This window comes from Microbacterium croceum (genome assembly GCF_023091245.1).
Lineage (GTDB): Bacteria > Actinomycetota > Actinomycetes > Actinomycetales > Microbacteriaceae > Microbacterium > Microbacterium croceum.
The window spans coordinates 2,199,027-2,222,288 of the sequence record NZ_JAHWXN010000001.1; the positions used below are offsets into that span (position 1 = coordinate 2,199,027).

Consider the following 23,262-nt stretch of genomic DNA (forward strand, 5'->3'; position numbering starts at 1 on the left):
CCTGCGACGCTGGGAGCATGACCACCTCCTACTACACCGCGTCCAGCCTTGACGGCTTCATCGCAACTCCCGAGCACTCGCTGGAGTGGCTGCTGAAGCAGGACATCGATCACGCGGGGCCGATGGCGTACAGCGCGTTCGAGAAGGGCGTCGGCGCGCTGGCGATGGGGGCGTCGACGTACGAGTGGCTGCTCCGCAACCAGGGCGAGGAACCGTGGCCGTACCCGCAGCCGACCTGGGTCTTCACCCACCGGGAACTCCCGACCCCGGAGGGAGCGGATGTCCGCTTCGTCCAGGGCGATGTGCGCAGGGCGCACGACGCGATGGCCGCCGTGGCGGGGGAGAAGGACATCTGGATCGTCGGCGGAGGAGAACTCGCCGGAGAGTTCGCCGATGCTGGACTCCTCGATGAGGTGTGGGTGCAGTACGCGCCGGTCACGCTCGGCGAGGGCGCGCCGCTGCTGCCGCGTGCCCTCGACCTCGAACTGCTCGAGGTCGCTCGGAATCGGAGCTTCCTCTGCGGACGGTATCGCGTGACGGGGAGTTGAACGCGCTGTTCTAGACTCGTGAGTCGGTTCGAGCGGCAGTACGAGGAGGACAAGGCGTGCAGTGGATCATTCGCGCATTCCAAGACAGCGACACGGAAGCCGTGGTGGCACTGTGGCAGGCGGCGGGGCTGACCAGGCCGTGGAACGACCCTCACCTCGACATCGCGCGCAAGCGCGCTGTGCAGCCGGAGCTCTTCCTGGTCGCTGCGCGCCCGACGGCGGGAAGCGCCGCGGAGGAGGCCGTGATCGGCACGGTGATGGCCGGATATGACGGGCACCGGGGCTGGCTGTACTACCTCGCCACGGCGGAGTCCGCGCGAGGACAGGGTGTGGCTCGCAGCCTGGTCCAGGAGGCGGAGCAGCTCCTGGAGCAGATGGGCTGCCCGAAGGTGCAGCTCATGGTGCGGGAGGGGAACGAGGCGGTCCTCGGGTTCTACGATGCACTCGGCTACGAACGCTTCACCGTCGCGAACACGGGGAAGCGGCTCGTCGCCGACGCCTAGCGCGGATCCCTAGACTGGGCTGATGGTCGCATTCACCAAGGGACATGGCACCGGCAACGACTTCATCATCATTGCCGACGCGGATGGAGAGCTCGATCTGAGCCCGGAGCAGGTCGCCGTCCTGTGCGATCGCCACTTCGGCATCGGTGCGGACGGTGTCCTTCGTGTCGTCCGGTCATCGGCGATCCCGGAAGGCGCGGCGAGCCTGGCGGAGGAGCCCGCTGCGGAGTGGTTCATGGACTACCGCAATGCCGACGGTTCGATCGCGGAGATGTGCGGCAACGGTATCCGCGTCTTCGTGCACTTCCTGCTTCGCTCGGGTCTCGCGGAGATAGAGCCGGGCTCCACGCTGCCGATCGGCACCAGAGCCGGAGTGCGCGACGTGACCAGGAGCGAGTCCGGCTACCAGGTGGACCTCGGTCGTTGGCGGCTGCCGGGCGATGAACCGCTGGTGAAGGCGGACGGGCTCACGATCACGCGCCCTGGTCTCGGCATCGATGTCGGAAACCCGCATGTCGTCGTGGCGCTCGCTTCGGAGGTCGAGCTCGCCGCCCTCGAGCTGCACCGTTCTCCCGAGTTGGATCCGGCGCCCCCGGCCGGCGCGAATGTCGAATTCGTGGTTCCTGGTGACCCGCTGGTGCGCGACGGCATCGGGCATGTCCGCATGCGCGTGTCAGAGCGCGGCGTCGGCGAGACCCTCAGCTGCGGTACGGGCGTGGCTGCGACCGCTTTGGCTGTCCGTTATTGGGCGGGTGATGCGGCGCCGGACAACTGGCGCGTCGAGGTCCCCGGCGGCACTCTGGGCGTTCGGATGTTCCCGGCGGAGGACGGCGAGCACGTCGCTCTCTCGGGCCCGGCTCAGCTCGTCTTCCACGGCGAGGTCGACCTCATCTGAGGTCGGCGCGCGTGAGACTCAGCCCAGGGTGATCGGCTCTGTGGGCGGGCTGCCGTGCTTGCGCACCTTGAGCACGCGGTAGCCCTTCGCCGTCGTGGTGCGGAACACGCTGTAGCCAGGGTGGAAGGTCGCCCCGATCCAGCGCTGGAGCGAGTCGGCGCCGAGGTTGCGTTGCACGACGAGCCAGGCGTCGCTGCGTTCGTCGAGTCGAGGGATCCATCGTTCGAGCAGCCCGTGCAACTCGTTCTTGCCGACGCGGATGGGCGGGTTGGAGCGGATCGTGCGGAAGGTGACCTCGGCGGGAACATCATCGGGCAGCGATGCGTTGACATTGGTGAGCCCGAGCGCTGCCGCATTGCGTCGGACCAGATCGAGCGCCCGCTCGTTCACGTCGACAGCCCACACCGTCGCATGCGGTGCCGCGATGGCCATCGACAGCGTGATGGGACCCCATCCGCTGCCGAGGTCGAGAAGGTGGCCTCCCGGCGGCACCGGAGGCATGTTGGCGAGTAGCACTGCGGTGCCGGCATCCAGACGATCCGGGCTGAACACGCCTCCCGCAGTGGTGACGTCCAACTCTCGGCCCGCGAGCGTCACACGGATCGCGCGCAGGTTCTCAGGGCTTGCCGGGGCCGCAGTGAAGTAGTGGTCGGACCCCATACGGCGAGCGTACCGGAGACCGGGGGCTAAGGTTAAGGCTCGCAACAAAAGCCAGAGACAAGGAACGGATGACGGATACCACGACACCCTCGACGGGCGACGACGCGATGGATCGCGTGCTCGCACACGCGGACAAGCGCACGGAGGTACGCACGTTCGGCGCTGCACAGGCGCTTCAGGACGAATCGACCGCGGCGCACTCCACGACCGACGGCAACCAGTGGGACCTCGAAGATCGACACGCCCTTCGTCGTGTGGGCGGTCTGTCCACGGAGCTGGAGGACGTTACCGAGGTCGAGTACCGTCAGCTGCGCCTGGAGAACGTCGTCCTGGTCGGGGTGTATCCGCAGGGCGCTCAAGAGGACGCGGAGAACTCTCTGCGTGAGCTCGCGGCTCTGGCCGAGACCGCCGGCGCCGTCGTGCTCGACGGGGTGCTGCAGCGTCGTCCGCATCCCGATGCCGCAACCTACCTCGGTCGAGGCAAGGCGCAGGAACTCAAGGACATCGTCGCCGCAGTCGGAGCCGACACGGTGATCGCCGACACGGAACTCGCCCCGAGTCAGCGCCGTGCGCTGGAAGATGTGGTGAAGGTCAAGGTCATCGACCGTACGACCGTGATCCTCGACATCTTCAGCCAGCACGCCAAGAGTCGCGAGGGCAAGGCGCAGGTCGAGCTCGCGCAGCTCGAGTACCTACTCCCGCGTCTGCGCGGCTGGGGAGACTCCATGAGCCGCCAGGCCGGTGGCCAGGTCGGTGCCGGTGGTGCCGGTATGGGTTCGCGGGGTCCGGGTGAGACGAAGATCGAGCTCGACCGTCGCCGTATCCGTACCAAGATGGCTCTGCTGCGTCGACAGATCCGCGACTACACGCCGGCCCGAGAGGCCAAACGCGCCGAGCGCAAGCGCAACACGATCCCCTCCGTGGCGATCGCGGGCTACACGAACGCGGGCAAGTCCAGTCTGCTGAACGCGCTCACGAGCGCCGGCGTGCTGGTCGAGAACGCCCTGTTCGCGACGCTGGACGCCACCGTGCGGCGGTCCGAGACCTCAGACGGTCGCGTCTACACGATCACCGACACGGTCGGATTCGTGCGGAACCTGCCGCACCAGCTCGTCGAAGCGTTCCGCTCGACCCTGGAAGAGGTCGGTGACGCCGATGTCGTGCTCCACGTCGTCGACGGGTCGCACCCTGACCCGGCCGGTCAACTGCAGACCGTCCGCGATGTGATGGGTGACGTGGGCGTGCGCGACATGCCGGAGATCGTGGTCTTCAACAAGGCCGACCTGATCCCGGACGATGAGCGCCTCGTGCTGCGGGGCCTCGAGCCGCGTGCGCACTTCGTGTCCTCACGCTCCGGCGAGGGCATCGTAGAGCTGCGGGCTGCGATCGAAGAGGCGCTGCCCCAGCCTGCCGTCGAGGTGCGCGCGGTTGTGCCGTACGATCGTGGCGACCTGGTCGCGGCGATCCACGAGACCGGGATGCTGCTGTCCGTGGAGCACCAGGAGGACGGCACCGCCGTTCACGCTCGCGTCTCCGAACGCCTGGCTGCGGAACTGGCCCCGTTCGCTCGCTGACGGACGTCGTCCGCGGCGGTGATGGGCGTGCTCGTCCGATGCGTCAGCGGGCGACGAAACGGGCTTCCACCGTCGCGGTGATCGTGAGCTCTTCCGGCTCGTACTCCATCGCGGGGGCGGAATCGGCGGCGAACGCACCTGCCCGTGCTTTCATCAGGGGAGCTCCCGGGGCGGGCTGTCCGCTCGAGATCAGTCCGACGTCCGCGATCTCCAGCGGGGTGACGGTCGAGAGGCCGAGGGCACCGGCATATGCCTCGGCGCGAGTGACGGCGACGCCGACTGCGGCAGCGGCGACCTCGCGCTCGACGCGATCCCGCGTGGTCGGTGTCAGGTGCCAGTCGACCCATCCGACCTCGACGCCATCCCACGCGGAGATGTCGGAGACCCAGATCGAGAGCTCGGATGCTTCGGTGAACGTCGCTGTGAAGTCGATGCTCGCGTAGTAGACGGGGGCGAGGCGGTTGCCCTCGTTGTTCCACGGGCGCTCGGCGCGCACGGACAGTCGCTTGCTCGACCAGTCGACCACGACATCGGTCGAGGCCCGTTCTGTGATGCTCACGCGCACGGGCTCGCTGAGCCGCATGACGTCGTCGACCACAGAGCCGCGCTCCGGGCCCTCCGCGCGGACGGTGACGCGGATGGTGGCGCGCTCGGGCGCGATGCGTGCCTCATGCTCGCCGCGGACGGTGACGGTGACTTCGCTCATGCGCCGACTCTACGCCAGCGGTCCGCGGGAATGGCGAGCCGGCCGTATCCGTTGTAGTCTGTAGTGCTTGGGTCGCTCACACGGCGCAAGCAGACAACTCCACAGCGTGACAGCGGCTCCTTCGAGAGAAGGACCACGGGGCTGATCGGTTTCGACAGCGCCTGTGAATCCACGAGAAGCGGGCCGAGGATGCAGAGTTATCTCGTAAACGCTCTCTGCAAAAAAATAGTTGCCGAAACCAAGCGCAACGACTTCGCCCTCGCTGCATAAGCGAGCCCGATAGTCCGTCAGGCCGTATGTGATTCCGATACGGATCCTGGCGTCATTTAGGAATCTTGCTGCGTGATGGCGTCTGGACGTCACGTGGGACTCTTCCCAGGCTGGGCTCGTCGACTTAGGTGTCTGTGACAAAGGTCGGAGCCGAGCAGAACGTCTTCACAGACTGCGCCCGGAGAAGGCGTGGAGACTCAGCGTTGGACGGGGGTTCGATTCCCCCCAGCTCCACCAGGTCGCTGTCACAACTCAGAACCCCGTGCTTCCCTGTTTCAGGGGGAGTGCGGGGTTCTTCCGTGTCTGCTCCTTCCGTGTCCGATCAGGCACGCTCGAGGGGGCTATTACCGCATTCACTGCCTCTTGCTCCTGATCGTGGAGTATTTCGTTCCAAATTCAGTCACATATAGGGGGCGAATTGTGGCTCGGATATCCACGCGCGTGAGTGCATTGAGGTGCCGATCGAAGTATTTGTCGCTCAGCGCAAATTCGCCATGACTGGGGTCGTGAAGCCCTTGTAGCATCCGAGCTATGTCAGAGGCGATATCCGCGGCGAATCCGCCTGTCGGGAGTTTCGACCGGGTTGCACAGGTCCTGGTCGCCGTCTCTCGCATGGACGCTCCTCGCGTCGCACAGATCGGCGCACATACCGGTCTTCCCCCGAGCGCGGTCTACCGCTGCCTGTCGTCGCTGATCGAAGCGGGTCTTGTGGAGGAGGGGCCGAGCAGGGGGCGCTATCACGCCGGCGTCGTGGCAGTCGCGTTGGCCGAACGATATCGACGCAGTGTTCTGAGCGGGGATATCACTTCTCGCACACTTCATACGTTGGCTGCGCACACGCTCGAGTTCGCCGCGTTGCTGGTACGTCGGGGCGACGACATCGTCTGCATCGATGCCGCAGACGGCTCACGGGTGTTGCGCTGCACTTTCGTGGTGGGGGAGGTCGTGCCCATGGTGGCGGGCGCGAGCGCGAGCGCGATACTCGCTTATCTCCCGGACGATGAGGCCGCAGAGATCCTGGCACGGCACGACATCACCGGGTCGGATGCTGCTCCGATGCTGATGTCGCGTGCCGATGTGCGTGAGCGAGGGTTCGCGACGAGCGCCGGCGAAGTCGATGAAGGCGTGTGGGGCGTTGCTGCACCGGTGTTCAGAGACGGCCTCGTCATCGGCGCCGTCGCCACCATGGCGCCGGTGTTCCGCGCGTCCAGACTCGCTCGCACCGTCGTTCCAGCGACGGTGATCGCTGCGAAGACGCTCTCTGAGCAGCGGCTCCGCCTGTGATCGTCATGTTCTACGTGACCTCGAACCACCCGAAGGGGTCGGCATCCCGCTGGTCGTCGCTCTGCGCGACAATGCGCGCGGCCGCTCTCGGACAACCGAAAGGAGAGTTGACACGATGACGAGTCAACAGACGACGACGACCGGAACCCTGGTCATCGAGCGGAGAACCATCGATATGGTGCCGACGAACGAGCGGCACGGGACACCACTGAGTCAGTTCACTCTGTGGTTCGGCGGCAACATGCAGATCACGGCGATCGTGACCGGGCTTATCGCGGTGGCGATCTTCCACGCCGAGCCGCTCACCGCCATCACCGCCGTGCTCATCGGCAATGTCATCGGCGGCGTGACGATGGCGCTGCATTCGGGCCAAGGTCCACGGATGGGCCTGCCGCAGATGATCTCGAGCCGTGCGCAGTTCGGCGTGATCGGCGCTACTCTGCCGCTCGTGCTCGTGATCTGCATGTATTTGGGCTTCGCGTCGACCGGCGCCGCACTGGCAGGGGACGCCATCAGTCATCTCCTCGGCCTGCCCTCCACCGCCGGCTCCGCTCCCGTCGTCGGGATCCTCATCTTCGGTGTGTTGACCGTGATCGTCTCCGTCTTCGGGTATCAGCTGATTCATGTGATGGGTCGGATCGCGACCGTCGCGGGGATACTGGGGTTCGCGTACCTCTTCGTCCAGTTGTTCGCCAACTACGACGTCGGCGCCACCTTCGGAGAGGGCGCGACAGACGCAGCGACGTTCATGGTGTGCCTGACGCTGGGCGCGAGCTGGCAGATGACCTACGCGCCTTACGTCGCCGACTATTCGCGGTACCTTCCAGCGGACACCCCGGTATCGACGACATTCTGGTCGACGTTCCTCGGTAGCGTCACAGGGACGCAGATCTCGATGACGCTGGGCATCTTGATCGGTGCGGTGTCGGGGGAGGCGCTGCTCGGCAGCCCCGTGGGCTTCGTCGGACACCTCGCGGGGCCCGCCGCAGCGGCGCTCGTGATCTACCTCGTGATCATCGTCGGCAAGCTCACCGCCAACACCCTCAACGCCTACGGGGGCATCATGAGCACCGTGACGGTGATCACGAGCTTCAACGCCGAGACACGCATCTCGTCTCGTGCGCGCTCGCTCTACATCGTCCTCTTCGTCGCGCTGACGATGGTGATCGCGATCGCCGCGAGCGCGGACTTCCTGAACAATTTCAAGAACTTCGTCCTGCTGCTTCTCGCGGTCTTCATCCCATGGAGCATCATCAACCTGGTCGACTACTACCTCGTCTCCAAGGAGCGCATCGACATTCCCGCGCTCTACGATCGGCGCGGACGTTATGGCGCTGTCAATGGGACGGCGCTCGTCTCATATGCGATCGGTATCGCCGTACAGATCCCGTTCCTGACGAGCGACACCTATAGCGTGCTGGGTACGTTCAATGGTCCCTTGGCCGATGTCATGGGCGGCATCGATATCTCCTGGGCGGTGTCGATGGTCGTCACCTTCGCGGTCTACTACCCGTGGGCGAAGCGCACGATGAGGCCGCCGTCGACGATGATCTACCCGCGGAACTACACACCGGAACAGACCGGCCAGATTCCGGTGGTCTGACGTGCCATCTCCCATCGAACCAACGACCAATGACCAGCGACCAGGAACCCTCATGCCCGGCATCGACGACGTGCACGTGGACGATGTGCAGCCGCTCCCCGGGATCACCCGTCTTCCTCGTTACCGACCCGGAAAGCCGGCGGTCGGGCGACCGGGGCTGACCGCATTCAAGCTCTCCTCGAACGAGAGCCCGTTCGACCCCCTGCCGGCCGTCGTCGCGGCGATGCGGCAGGCTGATCGCCTGAACATCTACCCGGATCCGACGGCATTGCCGCTGCGGGAGAGCCTCGCCGATCTGCTCGGCGTCCGTCCGTCGAACATCGTGGCAGGCACGGGGAGCCTCGCGGTGCTGAACGATGTCCTCCAGGTGTTCGCGGGGCGTCGTGCTGACGGCACGACAGACGAGGTCGTGTATGCCTGGCGCTCGTTCGAGTCGTATCCGATCTCTGTGGGGCAGGTCGGCGCGCTCGGGGTTCCGGTCGCGCTTCGTCCGGATGGGACACACGATCTCGAGGGCATGCTCGCAGCGGTGACCGAGAGGACACGCGTTCTGATCCTGTGTACTCCCAACAACCCGACGGGGCCGGCGCTCCGCCACTCTGCGGTGAGGGACTTTCTCGTACGAGTGCCGTCGCATGTGCTCGTCGTGATCGATGAGGCGTACGTCGAATACGTGCGCGGCGAGGACAGGATCGACGCGATGGCGCTGCACCGCGAGTTCACCAATGTGCTCGTTCTGCGTACCTTCTCCAAGGCTCACGGGCTCGCAGGTCTGCGCGTGGGCTACTGCGTCGCACAGGAGCACGTCATTCAATACCTCGAGACCGTCGCAGTGCCGTTCTCGGTCCCGCACCCGGCGCAGATGGCGGCGATCGCCTCTTTGCAGGTGCTGCCCGCGGTGCTCGAACGGGTCGAGCAGACCGTGCAGGAGCGGGAGTGGTTCCGCATGGAGCTCCTGGGTTCGGGGCTGCGCATCCCGGATGCACAGGGGAACTTCGTCTGGTTGCCATGGGGCGAGCTGTCGGCGGAATTCACCGCCCTCTGCAACGCGCAGGCGGTCGCGGTGCGTCAGTTCGGTGCGGAGGGCGTCCGCGTCTCGATCGGTGTCCGCGAGGCACATGAGCGTGTCCTCGAGGTCGCCCGAGACATTGCTCTTCCGAGTGTGAAGGAGTAGTGGAAGCGATGTGGGATGCACAAGGCTCCGCCGGGAACGCGGATGGTGGAGCGCAGGAGCTCATCGATGCGCTGGAGCGCGTAGTGCCTGGACGGGTGCTCTGGCATGCCGCCGACACCAGCGAGTACTCGCACGATCGCTCGCATCACGGGTGGGCGCCGGCGACCGCCGTCGTGCGAGCGACAAGCACAGAGGAGGTCGCGGCCGCGGTGCAGGTGTGCCGCGCGGCGCGGGTGCCGGTCATCGCACGGGGTACCGGAACCGGTCTGGAGGGGGGAGCCAATGCTGTCCCCGGCGCGGTCGAGCCGGCGACAGGCATCGCCGCGCAACGATCGAGAGCCGTCATCATCGATCTGCGGGGGATGAACCGGATTCTCCGGATCGATCCCGATTCCGCAGACGCCACGGTCGAGGCGGGCGTGCTGCGGAGCGAGCTCAATCCGGTTCTGGCCGTCCACGGCCTGCAGTTCGTGGCGGGCCCGGGCGTGGACGCATCGATCGGAGGGATGGCGGCGACCCGGGCCAGCGGGACGAACGCGGTGAAGTACGGCACGATGGCCGAGAACGTCCGTGGTCTCACCGTGGTCATGGCCGACGGTGCGGTGGTGAAGACCGGAGGTCGTGCGCGCAAGTCATCTGCTGGTTACGACCTCACCCACCTGTTCATCGGCTCGGAGGGGACGCTCGGGATCATCACCGAGCTGACGCTGAAATTGGCTCCGACTCCCGAGGGTCGTACGCTCACGGTGCTGTCGTTCCCCTCTGTCGATGCTGCTGCGCGCGTGGTGCAGCGCTGTCTGCAGGCGGGTGTCGACCTGGCCCGTGCGGAGCTTCTCGACACCGCGCAGATCGCGGCGATCAACGCGTACTCGCACACCGACTTCCGTGAGGCGTCCACCTTGTTCGTGGAGTTGAGCGGTGAGGCGCGGAGTCTCGAAGGTCAAGCGGCGCGACTCGACGCCATCGCGGACGCCCAGGGCCTCCTTGAACGACGAAGAATCGACCCTGCGGATCAGGAGCGCGTGTGGCAGGTGCGTCATGACGCGCTCCCCGCTGCTCAGGCCCTTCGTCCCGATTCCTACACCTGGTCGACCGACGTCTGCGTGCCGATCGCGCACCTCGCGCAGTGCATCACCGAGACGCAGGCAGACATCGAATCCAGCGGACTCCTCGCGCCGATCGCCGGGCATGTGGGGGACGGGAACTTCCACCTCGCGTTCGTGCTCGCGAACGGAGATGATGCGGAGCGGCAGCGTGCGGCCGCACTGTATCGTCGGATGATCCGTCGTGCGCTCTCGTTCGGGGGAACGTGCACCGGCGAGCACGGCATCGGCGAGGGCAAGATGTCCGACCTGATCGATGAACATCCGACGGGTGTGCCGGTTATGCGGGCGATCAAACGAGCTCTCGACCCGGAGGGGCTGCTCAACCCGGGGAAGATGGTCGACCTCCGAGGGGATTGACCGTCACCCCGTGAGGCGAAGGTCTTCGACAACCGTGGCGACGCGCCGACGTTGCTCGTCGTCGAGTCCCCGGATCGGTAGCGGCAGACACTGAGACGGCGCCTGCCCGAGGTGCTCGGCGACCGCGGCAATGACGCGCAGGCTCCCGCCGAACTCAGCGAAGAGATCCCACAACGGCGCGAGCCGCGCCGACTCGCTCAGCGCCCTATCGGGCACACCCTCCTGCATGCTCCGGGCAATCCGCAGCGCCGGCTCCGGCAGAGTTCCGGCCAGGACCGAGTACCAGGCGTCGCACCCCGCGACGAGGCCGGCGGCGCCGAACGCGTCACCGGAGACCCCGATGGTCACCTCTGCCGGGATCGCGGCGCGGATCGTCGTGACGTGGTCTCGGGCGGTGTCCGGATCGCGGGGAACTCCGGGGATCTTGATCGACGCGATGCGGGGCAGCTCGGCGATGCGTCCGTAGAGCTCGGTCGAGAAAGCGAAGTGGGTGGTTCCGGGATTGTCATAGACGATCACGGGGAGTCCGGTGTGCGCGCTGACGGTCTCGTACAGCCCGAAGACGTCATCCGGGGTCAGCGGCTGATACGTCATGGGTGCCAGGAGGAGACCGGCCGCTCCCGCCTTCTCCGCGCTCTCGGCATGAGCGAGCACCTCCGAAGTCCGCAGGGCGCCGATGCCGACAAATACGGGTGTGCCCTCGGCGTGCGCAACGGCGAGGCGGGCGACGCGTGCGCGTTCGATCGGGCTGAGATAGGCCGCGCACCCCGTGGAACCGAGCGCGGTGATCGAGTCGACCCCCGCACGCGCAAGACGTTCCACCATGCCGGCGAAGGCGCGCTCATCGACCGTGTCGTCGTGCAACGGGGTGAGTGGGAACGCGCTGAGGCCGGTGAAGAGAGACATGCGATCAGCCTACGAGGCGGCGGAATCCGCGAGATCGAGCACCCACTCGTTCATCACGAGATCGGCGCCGCGGAATGTCTCGGTGGTGGTACCGCGCAGCCGGAAGCCGGAGCCGCGACACACCGCATTCGAGGCAGGGTTGTCGGTCTCCGGGAACGCGACGAGCAGGCGTCTGTCTCCCCGGTGGAGGCGCACGTCGTCGAGCAACAGGGCGAGCGCACGACGAGTGAGGCCTTGTCCCTGGGCTTCCGGAAGCATGAACCACCCGGTCTCGAACACGTCATGGTCGTTCCAGCGCAGGTGCCAGTAGCCGATGGATCCGACGGCGCGTGCTTCCTGCAGTATGGCGAACATCCGTGCTTCGCCGGTCTCGACGTAGCGGAGGTAGCGGGCGTGACGATCAACGACCTCGGCATCGGTCTCCGGGCCGTTCAGATGTGCGGTCATCTCGGCCGAATTCGCGCGGTGCAGCATCCAGAGGTCTTGGTCGCCCCAGAGGCGCAGTGCGATGTCTGCCATGCGTCGAGCGTCCCACGGGTCACCGACATCGCGCGAGGCGAGTACGTTGGAATGGACCCGGTCAGCCAGCCCATTCGATCAGGACCAGGCCCTGGCGGGTGTCGGCCAGCTTCACCCACCCGTCGTGGAACAGATACGTCATCCCGTACCCATCGTCATCGGTGCCCATCGAGTACTGCGGATCCTCGGTGATATAGGTGCCCTCGGGTCCGTCTTCGCGCCGCCACCCCGATGCGAGGAGCGCAGCCTGGGCCGCTGTCGCGTCCTCCGCGCTGATCGGGGACCAGCCATACAGCTGGCCGTGGTCCGAGCCGACCGCGTAGTCCGCCCAGAAGCACAGCAGCCCGTCGGTGAGATCGACATCCCCGATCACGAACTCCTTCGGCTTCGCGGTCCATCCGGCGGACGTGAGCGCTTCGACCGTGCCTGCGGAGATCATGGATTCGCAGGTGAGCTCCGCGGCCGGCTCCTCCGGGGTGGGAGCGTCGGTCGGCGCGGCGGTTGCCGACGGAGCCGGAGTCGACGCGCTGGTGGTCGGAGACGGCGCGGGCTCAGCGGGACCGGCGCACGCGGTGAGTGCGGCGAGAAGCAGGAGGACTCCCGCGGTCGCGGAGGTGATGCGGGGGATCATCTCGGGCCTCCATGGTCTGGTCAGTCGTGCAGCAGGGAGAGGAACGCCTCGTGGAGGACGCCGTTGGTTGCGAGCGTCGATCGAGCCGAGATCGTCTCAGAACCGTCGTAGGCGGTCATCCGTCCGCCTGCTTCACGAACGATCGGCACCGCGGCGGCGATGTCGTACTCCTTCACGTCGAACTCGGCGACCATCTCGAGTCGTCCTTCGGCGAGCAGCATGTACGAGTAGACGTCGCCATAGGCGCGGTCCCGCCAGACGCGCGAGGAGAGGCGCACGAGGTCGTCGAGATGACCGGCATCCGCCCACTGCGCGATGCTCTGGAAGCTCGCGCTCGCGTCATCCAGCGTGGCGACTGCCGAGACTTCGAGTCGGCGGGGTTCTGCGTCGGTGGCCGTCCACGCGCCGGCGCCTGTGGAAGCCCACCAGCGGCGCCCGAGCGCGGGCATGCTCACGACTCCGACCTGCGGGACGCCGTCGATCGCAAGGGCGATCATGGTGCCCCAGAGCGGAACACCGCGGAGAAAGTTCGCCGTGCCGTCGATCGGATCGATGATCCACTGCCGATGGGTATCGCCTTCGGCCCCGAACTCCTCACCGAAGATGCCGTCCCGTGGACGCTCGGCAGCCAGGAGCTGACGGATCGCCTGCTCCGTCGCGAGGTCGGCATCGGTGACGTGCGAGTTGTCGGCCTTGGTGGAGATCACCAGATCGGCGGCATCGAACCTCGGCACGGACTCCGCGTCGGCCGCATCGGCGAGCCGGAGGGCGAGTTCGAGGTCGGTGCGGAGGGCGTCAGCGGGGGAGGAGACGGTCACGGTCCCAGAATAGTCGTCCGCGTGTGAGGGAATGTCGTGGAGCGTCATGAACCTGCAGGCACGTGATCGCGGGAGACGGCGGTAGGACGCAGAAAAGCCTCGCGAATCTGGCGAGAGATTCGTGAGGCTGATCCGTGCACCCCCTGGGACTTGAACCCAGAACCCACTGATTAAGAGTCAGTTGCTCTGCCGATTGAGCTAGAGGTGCGTTTTCCGGGATGACCCCGGCCGAGGAATTACATTACCAGCCGACGGGCGGCATGTGAAATCGAGGGCAGAAAGGCGTGGTCGCCCCCGCGATTCACGACCTGTGAGACTCGTCATCGCCAAGGACCGCGACGCGTGGCCGGGCCTCGTCCGAGGTCGATGTGTGCACACCTTCACCCTTGCCACGTTGTGTTCCGGTATTCCGCGTAACAGCAGTGCCGCTTCGTGATCTCATAACCGGGGTCTCTGCGCAGGCAGAGTCAAAAAGGTGACTGGAGGAAAACACCTATGGGAATGCACATACGACGTGCGGCGCGCGTCAGATCGATCGCGGCGGTTGCCACCACGGCGATCGTTGCCGTGATGGCGATGGCGGGTTGGGGCGCCTCCGCGGCGGTCGCCGCCGATTACGACTATCCCGGAGCCATCGATCCGGCGTCGATCGTCGTCACGACGGCCGACGGGAGCGGGGAGACCACGGTCAATGAACGCCTCCGTGTGGATGCTTCCTGGTCGGTGCCGGACGGAGCAGTCTCCGGGCAGACGTTCGGCTTCACTCTGCCCACGGAGTTCGCGGGCTTCACTGGTGCCTTCGCGGTGCCGGCCGAAGATGATCCCACACAGACCGTCGCGAACTGCACGGTGTCGGCGGGCACCCAGCCGGTCGTGACCTGCACGCTCACCGATTACGTCGAGGGGCGGTCGGACATCTCCGGTTCGCTCTGGTTCCTGGTCTCCGCTGCCGAGCAGACGACCGAGACGACTGTCGACTTCACGGTCGACGGGCAGATCGTACCGGTGCCGATCCCCGGTGGAGGAATCATCGGCGACCCGGTGCCGACTGCGCCGGAGAAGTGGGCCTGGCAGACCGCGGATGGGCGACTGGCCTGGCAGCTGATGATCCCGGGAGCGACGTTCGCCGGTGTGGATCCGCTGAAGATCGATGACACATTGACCCCGCCGGGGGCGGGGTCCGGCGAGCACCACAACGTCGACGGGGCTCTGACTGTGTGGAGCACCGATGCCGCAGGAGGGGACCGGCAGCCGATCACCGATTGGACCGGCGGATGGGATGCCGCCGGAGACTCGTTCCACCTGGAGATCGGAGGGCCGATCGACCCGACTCGTCACTACGTGGTGAAGTACTACACCGTGCCCACCGATGGTGCGACGGGCGATTCGTTCGCGAACGTCGCCGATATCGGCGGGGTCGTCGTCCGCGCCGCGCAGGTGTGGACGGCTTCGGGCGGTGGAGCCGGCACTGGAGGGACGTCGGGGAGCTTCTCGATCCGGAAGCAGCTCACCGGTGAAGGCGCGGCGACCGTGCCGGACGGCACGGTGTTCGACGTGGCGTACTCCTACGGCGACCCTGCGGTGCGCAAGGTGCTCGAGGTGACGGTGGGGGCGCCGGCGACGAGCATCGCGCTCCCTCGCGGCACGGTCGTCACCCTGGAGGAGATCGACCTGCCCGCGATCGACGGCGTCACCTGGGGTACGCCCAGCTTCGCGGGCACCGGCATCCGTCCCCTCGCGGACGGCAAGGCGCAGATGACGGTCGCCGCAGGAGCGGCCGTGAGCATCACGTTGACCAACACGGCGACGCCGGTCGTGCCGCCGACGACGCCTCCCACGACGCCTCAGAAACCGCCGACACCTGTCGAGCCGACGCCGCCGACCGAGTTGCCCCTCACCGGTGGGCTCGCGTCGACCGGTAGCGACGTGCCTGTCGGCCTGCTGTGGGCGGGTGGCGCGGTGATCCTGCTCGGACTCGCGCTGACCGGGGGAACAGCCATCGCGAGGCGCGCGCGCTCCGAGGAGTGACGCTCTGATCGTGCCTCCCCGCGCCTGGTCACCCGACTCCGGGCGCGGGGAGGTGCCCTGAGCAGGACGCCGGCGGGTCAGGCGACGGAGATGACGGTCCCCGAGGTCAGCGCGGCGAGTTGAGCGAAGGTCAGCGGCATCACCGTGTGGGGATGACCGGCCGCAGCCCAGAGCGTGTCGTGCGCGCGGAGCGCCTCATCGATGTAGGTCCGGATCGGCGCAGGGTGTCCGACGGGCGCCACGCCGCCGATGGCCTGGCCGGTGACGGCGCGCACGGTCGCGGCGGGCGCCATCGCGACCGTTCCGGCACCGATTTCGGCGGCGAGGGTTTCGATGTCAGCGCGGTGTCCGCCGCTGGTCATCACGAGCACCGGTTCTCCGTCGGCGACGAAGACCAGGCTGTTGGCGATCGCGGAAACCGTGCAGCCGATCGCGGCGGCGGCCTCGGGAGCGGTTCTCGCGGAGTCCGGAAGGACGCGGATCTCGGCGTCGATGCCGGCCTCCGCGAGGTGCTGGTGGACCAGTCTGCTGCGTTCGGGGAGCGAGGTCACATCGATCATCGCCCCACCGTATCGAATCGGCGGCGGGGGATCAGGCAGCGTCGCCGACCAGGATCGCCGCTGCATCCTCGGCCGACGCATCCACGGGCTCGTCGTCGATGTGGGCGAGCGCACGCCGACCCAGGAACACGGTCAAGGCGGCGATCAGCACGGCGGCGGCGGCGAACAGGTACGGCACGGTCGCGTTGAACGCGTGCCACAGCAACGCCGCGATGGGCGGGGCCATGGCTCCGCCCAGGAACCGGACGGCGGAGTACGACGACGAGGCGACGGAGCGCGGCAGGTCGGTCGCCTCCATCACCGCCTCGGTCAGCACCGTGTTCATGACGCCGAGGAGGAGCCCGCCGATCACGATGCACACCACGAGCCCCGCGGCGCTGCCGACCAGCAGCCCCGCCGCCACGAGGTCGAGCGCGAGCAGCGGCAGGAAGAGCAGGATGATGCGCGTGCGCGGGATCCTCCGCATCAGGGCGGGTGCGACCCACACGCTCGTGACGGCGAGCGCGACGCCCCAGCCGAAGAACGTGAGGCCGATTCCCATCGCGCCGAAGCCGAGCGGGAACGGGGAGAAGGCGAGGAGCACGAAGAAGCCGATGTTGTAGAACAGCGCGGCGACCGCCAGCACGGCCAGGGCGGGCCGGCGGAGTGCCGTGAACGGTGCGGAGAAGGGGACCGGCACGCGCTTCTCCGACCCGCCGCGCACGAGCACCAGCACGGCGACGAAGGCGATCGCCATCAGGACGACGACACCGAAGAACGGACCGCGCCAGCTCTGCTCTCCGAGCAGGCCGCCCAGCAGGGGGCCGATCGCGATTCCGAGGCCGAGTGCCGCCTCGTACAGCACGATCGCGGCGCTGCTGCCGCCGGACGCGGCGCCGACGATCGTCGCCAGGGCCGTCGAGATGAACAGGGCGTTGCCGAGTCCCCATCCGGCGCGGAAGCCGATGACGGCGTCGACGCTGCCGCTCAGTGCGCACAGCAGCGCGAAGACCACGATCAGTCCGAGACCGATCAACAGGGTCGCCTTGGCGCCGATGCGGCTTGAGATCCAGCTGGTCACCAGCATCGCCACGCCCGTCACCAGGAGGTAGCTGGTGAACAGCAGCTCGGTCTCGACCGGTGACGCCTTGAGGGACTCGGCGATCGCCGGGAGGATCGGGTCGACCAGTCCGATACCCATGAAGGCGACGACGCAGGCGAAGGCGACCGCCCAGACCTGCGCCGGCTGCTTCCACGGTGATGCGGTGGGGGTGGTGGCGGCGGTGTTCACCGTGCTGCTCCTGTCTTGTCGGCTGTGTCTGTGTGGATGTCGAGGATCTCCGCCGCCCGTTCGAGGACCTGCCACTCCTCCTCACTCACCCCGGCGAACCGAGGGGCGAGGGTGTCGCGAAACTCCGCGCGCCAGGCACGCAGTGCGGCCGAGCCGGCGGTCGTGATATCGACGATCGTGGCTCGAGAGTCCTCAGGGTCGGGTGAGCGCACGACGAGCTCCTCACGCTCCAGCACGCCGATGAGGCGTGTCATGCCCGGTTGCGTGGTGCGGGCGGCGCTCGCGAGTGCTCCCACGCGCTGAGGGCCCTGTTGATCGAGCAGGCTCAGCACCCGCCACTGCGCAGCAGGGGCCTCATTGCCCGCGTCCTGAGCGGCGATCCGGGCCAGTGCATAGGCGGAGAGCACGATCGACGGGATGACGTCCACACGATTCATACCAAAAAGTATATACCTGTTGGTATGTAAACAATCCGATGTTCGAGATTCGCCTCAGCGTCGGGCGTTCGCGATCCGGGCGGAGAGCTCGTGCGCGTGCGCGAGAAGCGTTCGCCCGAGCTGCGCCATCCGATCGGGGCCGAATCGGAACTCGACCCCCGTGAGGCTCAGCGCCCACTCCGGTCTGCCCGCCCGGTCGAAGACGGCGGCGCCGAGGCCCCAGCTCCCTTCCACGATGAGGCCGGGATTGATCGCGTAGCCGCGCTCCTTGGTCTCCGCCAGCCGGGCGCGCAGGGGGCGCTCCCCGTGAGTCCCGCCCCAGGCGCTGCCGAGGTCGGGATGGCGCTCCAGGTAGGCATCCACATCGTGGTCAGGCAGGAAGGCCAGGATCGCCAGGCCGGCACTGGCGACGCCCAGCGGGAAGCGCACTCCTTCACTGAGCACGAAAGAGCGGATCGGAAACGCTCCCTCTTCGCGGAGCAGGCACACGGTCTCATCCGCGCGGCGCACGGAGAAGAACGCGCTCTCCTCGGTCTTCACCGCGAGCGAGCGGACGATGTCCCGCGCCAGACCTGTGACGTCATACCGTGCGGCGGCGACGGAGCCCATCAGGAACAGTTCGGGGCCGGGCATCCAGCGCGTGCTGTCGGTATCGCGATCGATGAGTCCTTCGGCTCTGAGCGCGGTCAGCAGACGGTGAGTCGTCGACCTGGTGAGCCCGGCGTCCCGCGCGAGGTCGTGGAGTGCCGCCCCTTCGGCCCCGGCGGCCGTGACGAGGCGCAGCAGGTGCGCCGCACGTGCGATCGACTGTGCGCCGGGGACTCCTCCGGATATCGGTTCCATAATGTGGACGCTAGTGCGCGAAGCGACCACATCGCAACAACGCGCTTCCACTGCGCCGGCTCGCGCGCCAGGCTGGACGCAGAACGCGTTTCGAAGGAGTGCACGTGATCGACAAGCAATGGTCCACAGCCGCCGAGGCGGTCGCCGACATCCCGGACGGGGCATCGCTCGCGGTCGGAGGGTTCGGCCTCTCCGGCAATCCGATCGCGCTGATCGAGGCGCTCCTTGCACAGGGCACATCGGGACTCAGCGTCGTCAGCAACAACTGCGGCGTCGATGACTGGGGCCTGGGGGTGCTGCTCGGGGCGCACCGCATCCGCAAGATGACCTCCTCCTACGTGGGGGAGAACAAGGAGTTCGAACGCCAGTTCCTCACCGGCGAGCTCGAGCTCGAGCTGACTCCGCAGGGGACCCTGGCCGAGAAGCTCCGCGCCGGGGGCTCGGGCATCGCGGCCTTCTACACGCAGACCGGTGTCGGCACCCAGGTGGCAGAGGGCGGACTGCCTCGGCGGTACAACGCGGACGGCACGATCGCCGTCGCCTCTCCGAACAAGGACGTGCGCCGCTTCGACGTCGACGGCACGCCGCGCGACTTCGTGCTGGAGGAGGCGATCACCACCGACTTCGCCCTCGTGCACGCTCTAGCCGGTGACCGGCACGGCAACCTGATCTTCAACAAGGCCGCCCGCAACTTCAACCCGCTGGCCGCCATGGCCGGACGCATCTGCATCGCGCAGGTCGAGCGACTGGTGGAGCCCGGCGAGCTCGACCCCGATCGCGTGCACCTGCCCGGCGTGTACGTGCACCGGATCGTGGAGGTCGGCTCCGACATCCCCAAGCGCATCGAACGGCGCACCGTCGCCGCGGAAGGAGCCTGACATGGCACTCACACGCGATGAGATGGCCGCGCGCGCCGCGGCCGAGCTCCGGGACGGGGCCTATGTCAACCTCGGCATCGGTTTGCCGACCCTGGTCCCCAACCACGTGCCCGCGGACGTGACGGTGGTGCTGCAGTCCGAGAACGGCATCCTCGGCGTCGGTCCCTACCCTCACGAGGACGCCGTCGACCCCGACCTCATCAACGCGGGCAAGGAGACGGTCACGGTGCTCCCTGGAGCGGCGTACTTCGACTCGGCGGCCAGCTTCGGAATGATCCGCGGCGGCAAGATCGATGCCGCGATCCTCGGGGCGATGCAGGTCTCGGCGTCGGGCGATCTCGCGAACTGGATGATCCCGGGGAAGATGGTCAAGGGGCCCGGCGGCGCCATGGACCTCGTGCACGGTGCCGGCACGGTGATCGTGCTGATGGAGCACCTGGCGAGAGACGGCTCGGCGAAGATCGTGCACGACTGCTCGCTGCCGCTCACCGGCCGCGGGGTCGTGGATCGGATCATCACGGACTTGGCCGTGATCGATGTGACTCCGGAGGGACTCGTCCTGGTCGAGACCGCGCCCGGCGTGACCGTCGACGAGGTCGTCGCGGCCACCGAGCCGTCGCTGATCATCCCGGACGCGCTCCGGACCGCAACGACAGGAGTGGACAATGACTGAGAACAACACCACCGCCGACGACATCGTGATCGTCGCGGCCGCTCGCACCCCGCAGGGTCGCCTCAAGGGCCAGCTCTCGGCGTTCACCGCGCCGCAGCTCGGCTCCTTCGCGATCCGCGGCGCGCTGGAGCAGGGGGCGGTGGATCCGTCAGCTGTCGATGCCGTGATCGTCGGACAGGTGCTCGCGGCCGGGTCGGGGCAGAACGCCGCACGACAGGCCGCCATCGGTGCCGGCATCGGCTGGGATGTGCCGGCGCACTCCGTGAACAAGGTCTGCCTCTCCGGGCTCACCGCGATCATCGACGCCGCGCGCATGATCCGGACCGGAGACGCGCAGGTCGTCGTCGCCGCGGGCATGGAATCGATGACGCGCGCCCCGCACCTGCTGATGGGCTCACGCGACGGTTGGGCGTACGGCAGCGTGGAGGTGCTCGACCACATGGCGTTCGACGGGCTCACCGATGCCTACGACAAGGAGAGCATGGGGGCGTCGACCGAACGGCACAACGCCCGGTACGAGCTCACCCGCACGGCGCAGGACACCGTGGCCGCGCTGTCGCACCAGCGTGCAGCGGCCGCGCGGGAGGCGGGCGTGTTCGACGCCGAGATCGTCCCTGTCGATGTGCCTCAGCGCCGTGGCGAGCCGATCACCGTGACCGCGGATGAGGGCGTGCGTCCCGAGACGACGCTCGACACCCTCGCGGGGCTGCGCGCCGCATTCGTCGAGGGCGGATCGATCACGGCCGGGAACTCCTCGCCAATCTCCGACGGCGCCTCGGCGGTGGTCGTCACGTCACGGCGACGGGCCGACGCCGAAGGATGGACGGTCCTGGTGACGGTCGGCGCGAGCGGACAGACCGCCGGGCCGGACAACTCGCTCCAGGCGCAGCCGGCCAGGGCGATCGAGCAGGCGTGCGAGAAGCAGGGCATCAGAGCCTCTGACCTCGACCTCGTCGAGATCAACGAGGCCTTCGGCGCGGTGGTCGCGCGTTCTCAGGTCGAGCTCGGGCTGGATTCCGATGTCGTGAACATCCATGGCGGCGGCATCGCGATCGGGCACCCCATCGGCGCCTCCGGGAACCGTCTGGTCGTGCACCTGGCGCACGAGCTCGCGCGCCGGGGAAGCGGAACCGCCGCCGTCGGCCTGTGCGGAGGAGGCGGTCAGGGCGAGGCGCTCATCCTGACGCGGTGACCGGCGCTCCTCGCGTCGAGGCGCGACCGACAGCGCGTGTCAGGAGCGCTTGTCCTTGGCATGCCCCTGCGCGTCGGCGAGCGCCTTCTGGGAACGGAACTGCAAGCGCTGCGCCTTCTTCGACTTCTTGACCGATTGCGGTGAGTCTGCGTCGACGACGATTCCGCGACGCTCCCGCCGCATGTCCACGACGGCGCCGACCGCCAGCGCCATCGTGATCCCCCAGCTCACCCAGGAGAGGACCGCGCGCCAGGTGATCGGCTCGCTCCGCGTGCCACGAAGGAGCGATACCCCGGCAGAGATCGCTGCGATGAGTCCGGTGCTGAAGAGGTAGCGCATGTCCCTACGCTACTCGGCATCTGCGGCTTCCGTCCCGAGCCTTGACAACCGGAGGCCGGACCGGAGAAGTGATGTTCCACGAGCGCTCCCGCCCGGTAACCGCTACCATGGAGGGGTCGCGGCAGGCCCGCGGCCGCACACCGTGTATCTACCGGCCGTCGACTTCTCGGCGGACAGCGGCGGCACCCGACTTCGCGTCTTCGGGCGCGCGAGAGCCAATGACCCAGACGCACATCTCCACCGAGCCGAACCTTTTCCGGATCGCCGGGTTCCCCTATTTCCTGATCGCCTTCATCGCGCGATTGCCGTTCGCCATGATGGTCGTCGGTGTCCTGACCGTCGTCGTCTCCGCGCGCGGTTCGCTCTCGCTCGGAGGGCTCACCTCCGCTGCGGTCGGCCTGGGCACGGCCTGCTTCGGGCCGCTACTCGGCGCGGCGGCGGACCGCTTCGGACAGCGCGTGGTGCTGCTGATCGTGGCCCTGGCCAACGGCACGATGCTGCTGCTGTTCACGGTCGTCGTGTACGGCGCATCCCCGGATGCACTCGTGCTCATCGCGGCGATCGGTATCGGCGCGACTGCTCCGCAGGTGTCGCCGCTGTCGCGCTCGCGCCTGGTCACCCTCATCCGCGAGCGGGTGGAGGACAACCGTCAGCCGCGCACCGTCTCGGGCACCATGGCCTACGAGTCGGCTGCGGACGAGACCGTGTTCGTGTTCGGCCCCTTCATCGTCGGCATCCTCGCATCCGCGATCGCGCCGTGGGCCCCGCTGGTCGGCGCCGCGATCTTGACGGTGGTGTTCGTCGGAGCTTTCGCCCTTCACCCGAGCGCCCGTCACGTCTCCCGAGACCGCGGCGAAGACGGCAAGGCGCTGTCTTCGGCGTCGGAGCTGTTCCGGCCGCAGCTCCTGGTCGTGATCCTCGGCATCCTGGGCGTCGGCATCTTCTTCGGCACCATGCTCACCTCGTTGACCTCGTTCATGGCCGATCGCGATGCCGCAGAGCAGGCAGGCCTGCTGTACGGCGTCATGGGCGTCGGGTCGGCGGCTCTCGCGCTCGGCGTCGCGTGGTTGCCCCCTGCCTTCTCGCTGCGGGCGCGTTGGCTGGTCTTCGCCGGCATCCTCCTCGCCGGTTCGCTCCTGCTCGGCCTGGTCGACTCGCCGGAGATGATGATGCTCGCGCTGGCGATCATGGGCATCGGCATCGGCCCCACGCTCGTCACCCAGTACAGCTTCGGCGCGGCGCTCAGCCCGCGCGGCCGCTCCGCCACCGTGATGACGATGCTGGGGTCCGGGATCGTCGTCGGCCAGTCGCTCGGCGCCGCCGTGGCGGGGGAGATCGCGGAGAACGTCGGCACCTCCGCTGCCTTGGTGCTGCCGATGTTCGCGGCGGCCGTGGCCTTCGGTGCCGGACTGCTGAACTGGGTGCTCAGCAGCACTCGCCGGCGTCGTCGCACCGCGAAGGCCTGAGCATCGGACGGCGGGCGGTCGC

Annotated in this window: 24 protein-coding genes, 1 tRNA gene and 1 other RNA gene; 14 read left to right on the forward strand and 12 right to left on the reverse strand. The window is 67.7% G+C overall.

What is annotated here, in order from left to right; genetic code table 11:
• Positions 1 to 17 precede the first annotated feature (17 nt).
• Genes KZC51_RS10355 through dapF form a run of 3 tightly spaced genes read left to right on the forward strand, consistent with a single transcriptional unit; the run spans position 18 to position 1,946 of the window.
• Positions 18 to 548 (forward strand): dihydrofolate reductase family protein, encoded by a 531-nt coding sequence (locus KZC51_RS10355; protein WP_247629898.1) that lies wholly within the window; start codon positions 18 to 20, stop codon positions 546 to 548.
• Between the two features lie 56 nt (positions 549 to 604).
• Entirely contained in the window at positions 605 to 1,051 is a 447-nt protein-coding gene (locus KZC51_RS10360) for a GNAT family acetyltransferase (RefSeq protein WP_247629899.1), read from the forward strand.
• 22 nt (positions 1,052 to 1,073) lie between these two features.
• Positions 1,074 to 1,946, forward strand: a complete 873-nt coding sequence (gene dapF / locus KZC51_RS10365; RefSeq protein WP_247629900.1) for a diaminopimelate epimerase — start codon at positions 1,074 to 1,076, stop codon at positions 1,944 to 1,946.
• Positions 1,947 to 1,964: 18 nt separating this feature from the next.
• On the opposite strand, the gene KZC51_RS10370 is transcribed toward dapF, so the two are convergent.
• The gene (locus tag KZC51_RS10370; protein ID WP_247629901.1) at positions 1,965 to 2,606 is read right to left on the reverse strand and encodes a class I SAM-dependent methyltransferase; all 642 of its coding nucleotides are present in this window, start codon (positions 2,604 to 2,606) and stop codon (positions 1,965 to 1,967) included.
• A gap of 68 nt (positions 2,607 to 2,674) precedes the next feature.
• Between KZC51_RS10370 and hflX the strand changes: the two genes are divergently transcribed.
• Positions 2,675 to 4,180, forward strand: coding sequence for a GTPase HflX (gene hflX, locus KZC51_RS10375; RefSeq protein WP_247629902.1), 1,506 nt, complete (start codon positions 2,675 to 2,677; stop codon positions 4,178 to 4,180).
• A 43-nt stretch (positions 4,181 to 4,223) separates the two neighbouring features.
• Here the strand turns inward: hflX and KZC51_RS10380 are convergent, their stop codons facing one another.
• Entirely contained in the window at positions 4,224 to 4,886 is a 663-nt protein-coding gene (locus tag KZC51_RS10380; RefSeq protein ID WP_247629903.1) for an SIMPL domain-containing protein, read from the reverse strand.
• A 137-nt stretch (positions 4,887 to 5,023) separates the two neighbouring features.
• On the opposite strand from KZC51_RS10380, the gene ssrA reads away from it, so the two are divergent.
• The 5 genes from ssrA to KZC51_RS10405 all read left to right on the forward strand — a co-directional run bounded on the left by ssrA (position 5,024) and on the right by KZC51_RS10405 (position 10,680).
• Positions 5,024 to 5,393, forward strand: a transfer-messenger RNA (tmRNA) gene (ssrA, locus tag KZC51_RS10385).
• A gap of 294 nt (positions 5,394 to 5,687) precedes the next feature.
• Positions 5,688 to 6,440 carry an IclR family transcriptional regulator gene (locus KZC51_RS17945; RefSeq protein WP_443677131.1) on the forward strand — a complete coding sequence of 251 codons (753 nt, stop codon included), beginning with the start codon at positions 5,688 to 5,690 and terminating at the stop codon, positions 6,438 to 6,440.
• 115 nt (positions 6,441 to 6,555) lie between these two features.
• Positions 6,556 to 8,043 carry a purine-cytosine permease family protein gene (locus KZC51_RS10395; RefSeq protein ID WP_247629905.1) on the forward strand — a complete coding sequence of 496 codons (1,488 nt, stop codon included), beginning with the start codon at positions 6,556 to 6,558 and terminating at the stop codon, positions 8,041 to 8,043.
• 52 nt (positions 8,044 to 8,095) lie between these two features.
• On the forward strand, positions 8,096 to 9,217 hold the full coding sequence (locus tag KZC51_RS10400) for a histidinol-phosphate transaminase (RefSeq protein ID WP_247629906.1): 1,122 nt from the start codon (positions 8,096 to 8,098) through the stop codon (positions 9,215 to 9,217).
• 8 nt (positions 9,218 to 9,225) lie between these two features.
• Entirely contained in the window at positions 9,226 to 10,680 is a 1,455-nt protein-coding gene (locus KZC51_RS10405) for an FAD-binding oxidoreductase (RefSeq protein WP_247630633.1), read from the forward strand.
• A gap of 3 nt (positions 10,681 to 10,683) precedes the next feature.
• Here KZC51_RS10405 and KZC51_RS10410 read toward each other — a convergent pair whose 3' ends face one another.
• The 5 genes from KZC51_RS10410 to KZC51_RS10430 form a co-directional block, all read right to left on the reverse strand.
• Positions 10,684 to 11,586, reverse strand: a complete 903-nt coding sequence (locus tag KZC51_RS10410; protein ID WP_247629907.1) for a dihydrodipicolinate synthase family protein — start codon at positions 11,584 to 11,586, stop codon at positions 10,684 to 10,686.
• Between the two features lie 9 nt (positions 11,587 to 11,595).
• Positions 11,596 to 12,105, reverse strand: coding sequence for a GNAT family N-acetyltransferase (locus KZC51_RS10415; RefSeq protein ID WP_247629908.1), 510 nt, complete (start codon positions 12,103 to 12,105; stop codon positions 11,596 to 11,598).
• Positions 12,106 to 12,166: 61 nt separating this feature from the next.
• Positions 12,167 to 12,736 (reverse strand): hypothetical protein, encoded by a 570-nt coding sequence (locus KZC51_RS10420; RefSeq protein WP_247629909.1) that lies wholly within the window; start codon positions 12,734 to 12,736, stop codon positions 12,167 to 12,169.
• Between the two features lie 20 nt (positions 12,737 to 12,756).
• Positions 12,757 to 13,554, reverse strand: coding sequence for an inositol monophosphatase family protein (locus KZC51_RS10425; RefSeq protein ID WP_247629910.1), 798 nt, complete (start codon positions 13,552 to 13,554; stop codon positions 12,757 to 12,759).
• A gap of 135 nt (positions 13,555 to 13,689) precedes the next feature.
• Positions 13,690 to 13,762, reverse strand: a tRNA-Lys gene (locus KZC51_RS10430).
• Between the two features lie 287 nt (positions 13,763 to 14,049).
• On the opposite strand from KZC51_RS10430, the gene KZC51_RS10435 reads away from it, so the two are divergent.
• Positions 14,050 to 15,582, forward strand: a complete 1,533-nt coding sequence (locus tag KZC51_RS10435) for an Ig-like domain-containing protein (protein WP_247629911.1) — start codon at positions 14,050 to 14,052, stop codon at positions 15,580 to 15,582.
• Between the two features lie 77 nt (positions 15,583 to 15,659).
• Here the strand turns inward: KZC51_RS10435 and KZC51_RS10440 are convergent, their stop codons facing one another.
• From KZC51_RS10440 to KZC51_RS10455, 4 genes are read right to left on the reverse strand one after another with little or no spacing between them, the layout of a single operon-like run.
• Positions 15,660 to 16,142, reverse strand: a complete 483-nt coding sequence (locus KZC51_RS10440) for a YbaK/EbsC family protein (protein WP_247629912.1) — start codon at positions 16,140 to 16,142, stop codon at positions 15,660 to 15,662.
• 31 nt (positions 16,143 to 16,173) lie between these two features.
• Complete coding sequence (locus KZC51_RS10445; protein ID WP_247629913.1) at positions 16,174 to 17,412, reverse strand: MFS transporter; 1,239 nt, start codon at positions 17,410 to 17,412, stop codon at positions 16,174 to 16,176.
• Positions 17,409 to 17,849: a MarR family winged helix-turn-helix transcriptional regulator gene (locus KZC51_RS10450; RefSeq protein WP_247629914.1), complete on the reverse strand. Its 441-nt coding sequence runs from the start codon at positions 17,847 to 17,849 to the stop codon at positions 17,409 to 17,411. Before KZC51_RS10450 ends, KZC51_RS10445 begins: the two co-directional genes overlap by 4 nt.
• A 54-nt stretch (positions 17,850 to 17,903) precedes the next feature.
• Entirely contained in the window at positions 17,904 to 18,692 is a 789-nt protein-coding gene (locus tag KZC51_RS10455) for an IclR family transcriptional regulator (RefSeq protein WP_247629915.1), read from the reverse strand.
• Positions 18,693 to 18,796: 104 nt separating this feature from the next.
• Here KZC51_RS10455 and KZC51_RS10460 point away from each other — a divergent pair, with 104 nt between their 5' ends.
• From KZC51_RS10460 to KZC51_RS10470, 3 genes are read left to right on the forward strand one after another with little or no spacing between them, the layout of a single operon-like run.
• Positions 18,797 to 19,570, forward strand: a complete 774-nt coding sequence (locus KZC51_RS10460) for a CoA transferase subunit A (RefSeq protein ID WP_247629916.1) — start codon at positions 18,797 to 18,799, stop codon at positions 19,568 to 19,570.
• Position 19,571: 1 nt separating this feature from the next.
• Positions 19,572 to 20,243 carry a CoA transferase subunit B gene (locus KZC51_RS10465; RefSeq protein WP_247629917.1) on the forward strand — a complete coding sequence of 224 codons (672 nt, stop codon included), beginning with the start codon at positions 19,572 to 19,574 and terminating at the stop codon, positions 20,241 to 20,243.
• On the forward strand, positions 20,236 to 21,435 hold the full coding sequence (locus KZC51_RS10470; protein ID WP_247629918.1) for an acetyl-CoA C-acetyltransferase: 1,200 nt from the start codon (positions 20,236 to 20,238) through the stop codon (positions 21,433 to 21,435). Before KZC51_RS10465 ends, KZC51_RS10470 begins: the two co-directional genes overlap by 8 nt.
• 39 nt (positions 21,436 to 21,474) lie before the next feature.
• Here the strand turns inward: KZC51_RS10470 and KZC51_RS10475 are convergent, their stop codons facing one another.
• Positions 21,475 to 21,774, reverse strand: coding sequence for a hypothetical protein (locus KZC51_RS10475; protein WP_247629919.1), 300 nt, complete (start codon positions 21,772 to 21,774; stop codon positions 21,475 to 21,477).
• A gap of 218 nt (positions 21,775 to 21,992) precedes the next feature.
• On the opposite strand from KZC51_RS10475, the gene KZC51_RS10480 reads away from it, so the two are divergent.
• A complete protein-coding gene (locus KZC51_RS10480; protein ID WP_247629920.1) occupies positions 21,993 to 23,240 on the forward strand; it encodes an MFS transporter in 1,248 nt (415 codons plus the stop codon).
• The last annotated feature ends 22 nt before the right edge of the window (positions 23,241 to 23,262 follow it).

Bases quoted from the DNA above. Each gene is read 5' to 3' on its own strand.
- KZC51_RS10455 (WP_247629915.1), bottom strand. From the start codon at position 18,692: ATGGAACCGATATCCGGAGGAGTCCCCGGCGCACAGTCGATCGCACGT.
- dapF (WP_247629900.1), top strand. From the start codon at position 1,074: ATGGTCGCATTCACCAAGGGACATGGCACCGGCAACGACTTCATCATC.
- KZC51_RS10380 (WP_247629903.1), bottom strand. From the start codon at position 4,886: ATGAGCGAAGTCACCGTCACCGTCCGCGGCGAGCATGAGGCACGCATC.
- KZC51_RS10435 (WP_247629911.1), top strand. From the start codon at position 14,050: ATGGGAATGCACATACGACGTGCGGCGCGCGTCAGATCGATCGCGGCG.
- KZC51_RS10395 (WP_247629905.1), top strand. From the start codon at position 6,556: ATGACGAGTCAACAGACGACGACGACCGGAACCCTGGTCATCGAGCGG.
- KZC51_RS10470 (WP_247629918.1), top strand. From the start codon at position 20,236: ATGACTGAGAACAACACCACCGCCGACGACATCGTGATCGTCGCGGCC.
- KZC51_RS10440 (WP_247629912.1), bottom strand. From the start codon at position 16,142: ATGATCGATGTGACCTCGCTCCCCGAACGCAGCAGACTGGTCCACCAG.
- KZC51_RS10355 (WP_247629898.1), top strand. From the start codon at position 18: ATGACCACCTCCTACTACACCGCGTCCAGCCTTGACGGCTTCATCGCA.
- KZC51_RS10475 (WP_247629919.1), bottom strand. From the start codon at position 21,774: ATGCGCTACCTCTTCAGCACCGGACTCATCGCAGCGATCTCTGCCGGG.
- KZC51_RS10405 (WP_247630633.1), top strand. From the start codon at position 9,226: ATGTGGGATGCACAAGGCTCCGCCGGGAACGCGGATGGTGGAGCGCAG.
- hflX (WP_247629902.1), top strand. From the start codon at position 2,675: ATGACGGATACCACGACACCCTCGACGGGCGACGACGCGATGGATCGC.
- KZC51_RS10480 (WP_247629920.1), top strand. From the start codon at position 21,993: ATGACCCAGACGCACATCTCCACCGAGCCGAACCTTTTCCGGATCGCC.
- KZC51_RS17945 (WP_443677131.1), top strand. From the start codon at position 5,688: ATGTCAGAGGCGATATCCGCGGCGAATCCGCCTGTCGGGAGTTTCGAC.
- KZC51_RS10465 (WP_247629917.1), top strand. From the start codon at position 19,572: ATGGCACTCACACGCGATGAGATGGCCGCGCGCGCCGCGGCCGAGCTC.
- KZC51_RS10410 (WP_247629907.1), bottom strand. From the start codon at position 11,586: ATGTCTCTCTTCACCGGCCTCAGCGCGTTCCCACTCACCCCGTTGCAC.
- KZC51_RS10420 (WP_247629909.1), bottom strand. From the start codon at position 12,736: ATGATCCCCCGCATCACCTCCGCGACCGCGGGAGTCCTCCTGCTTCTC.
- KZC51_RS10370 (WP_247629901.1), bottom strand. From the start codon at position 2,606: ATGGGGTCCGACCACTACTTCACTGCGGCCCCGGCAAGCCCTGAGAAC.
- KZC51_RS10450 (WP_247629914.1), bottom strand. From the start codon at position 17,849: ATGAATCGTGTGGACGTCATCCCGTCGATCGTGCTCTCCGCCTATGCA.
- KZC51_RS10400 (WP_247629906.1), top strand. From the start codon at position 8,096: ATGCCCGGCATCGACGACGTGCACGTGGACGATGTGCAGCCGCTCCCC.
- KZC51_RS10415 (WP_247629908.1), bottom strand. From the start codon at position 12,105: ATGGCAGACATCGCACTGCGCCTCTGGGGCGACCAAGACCTCTGGATG.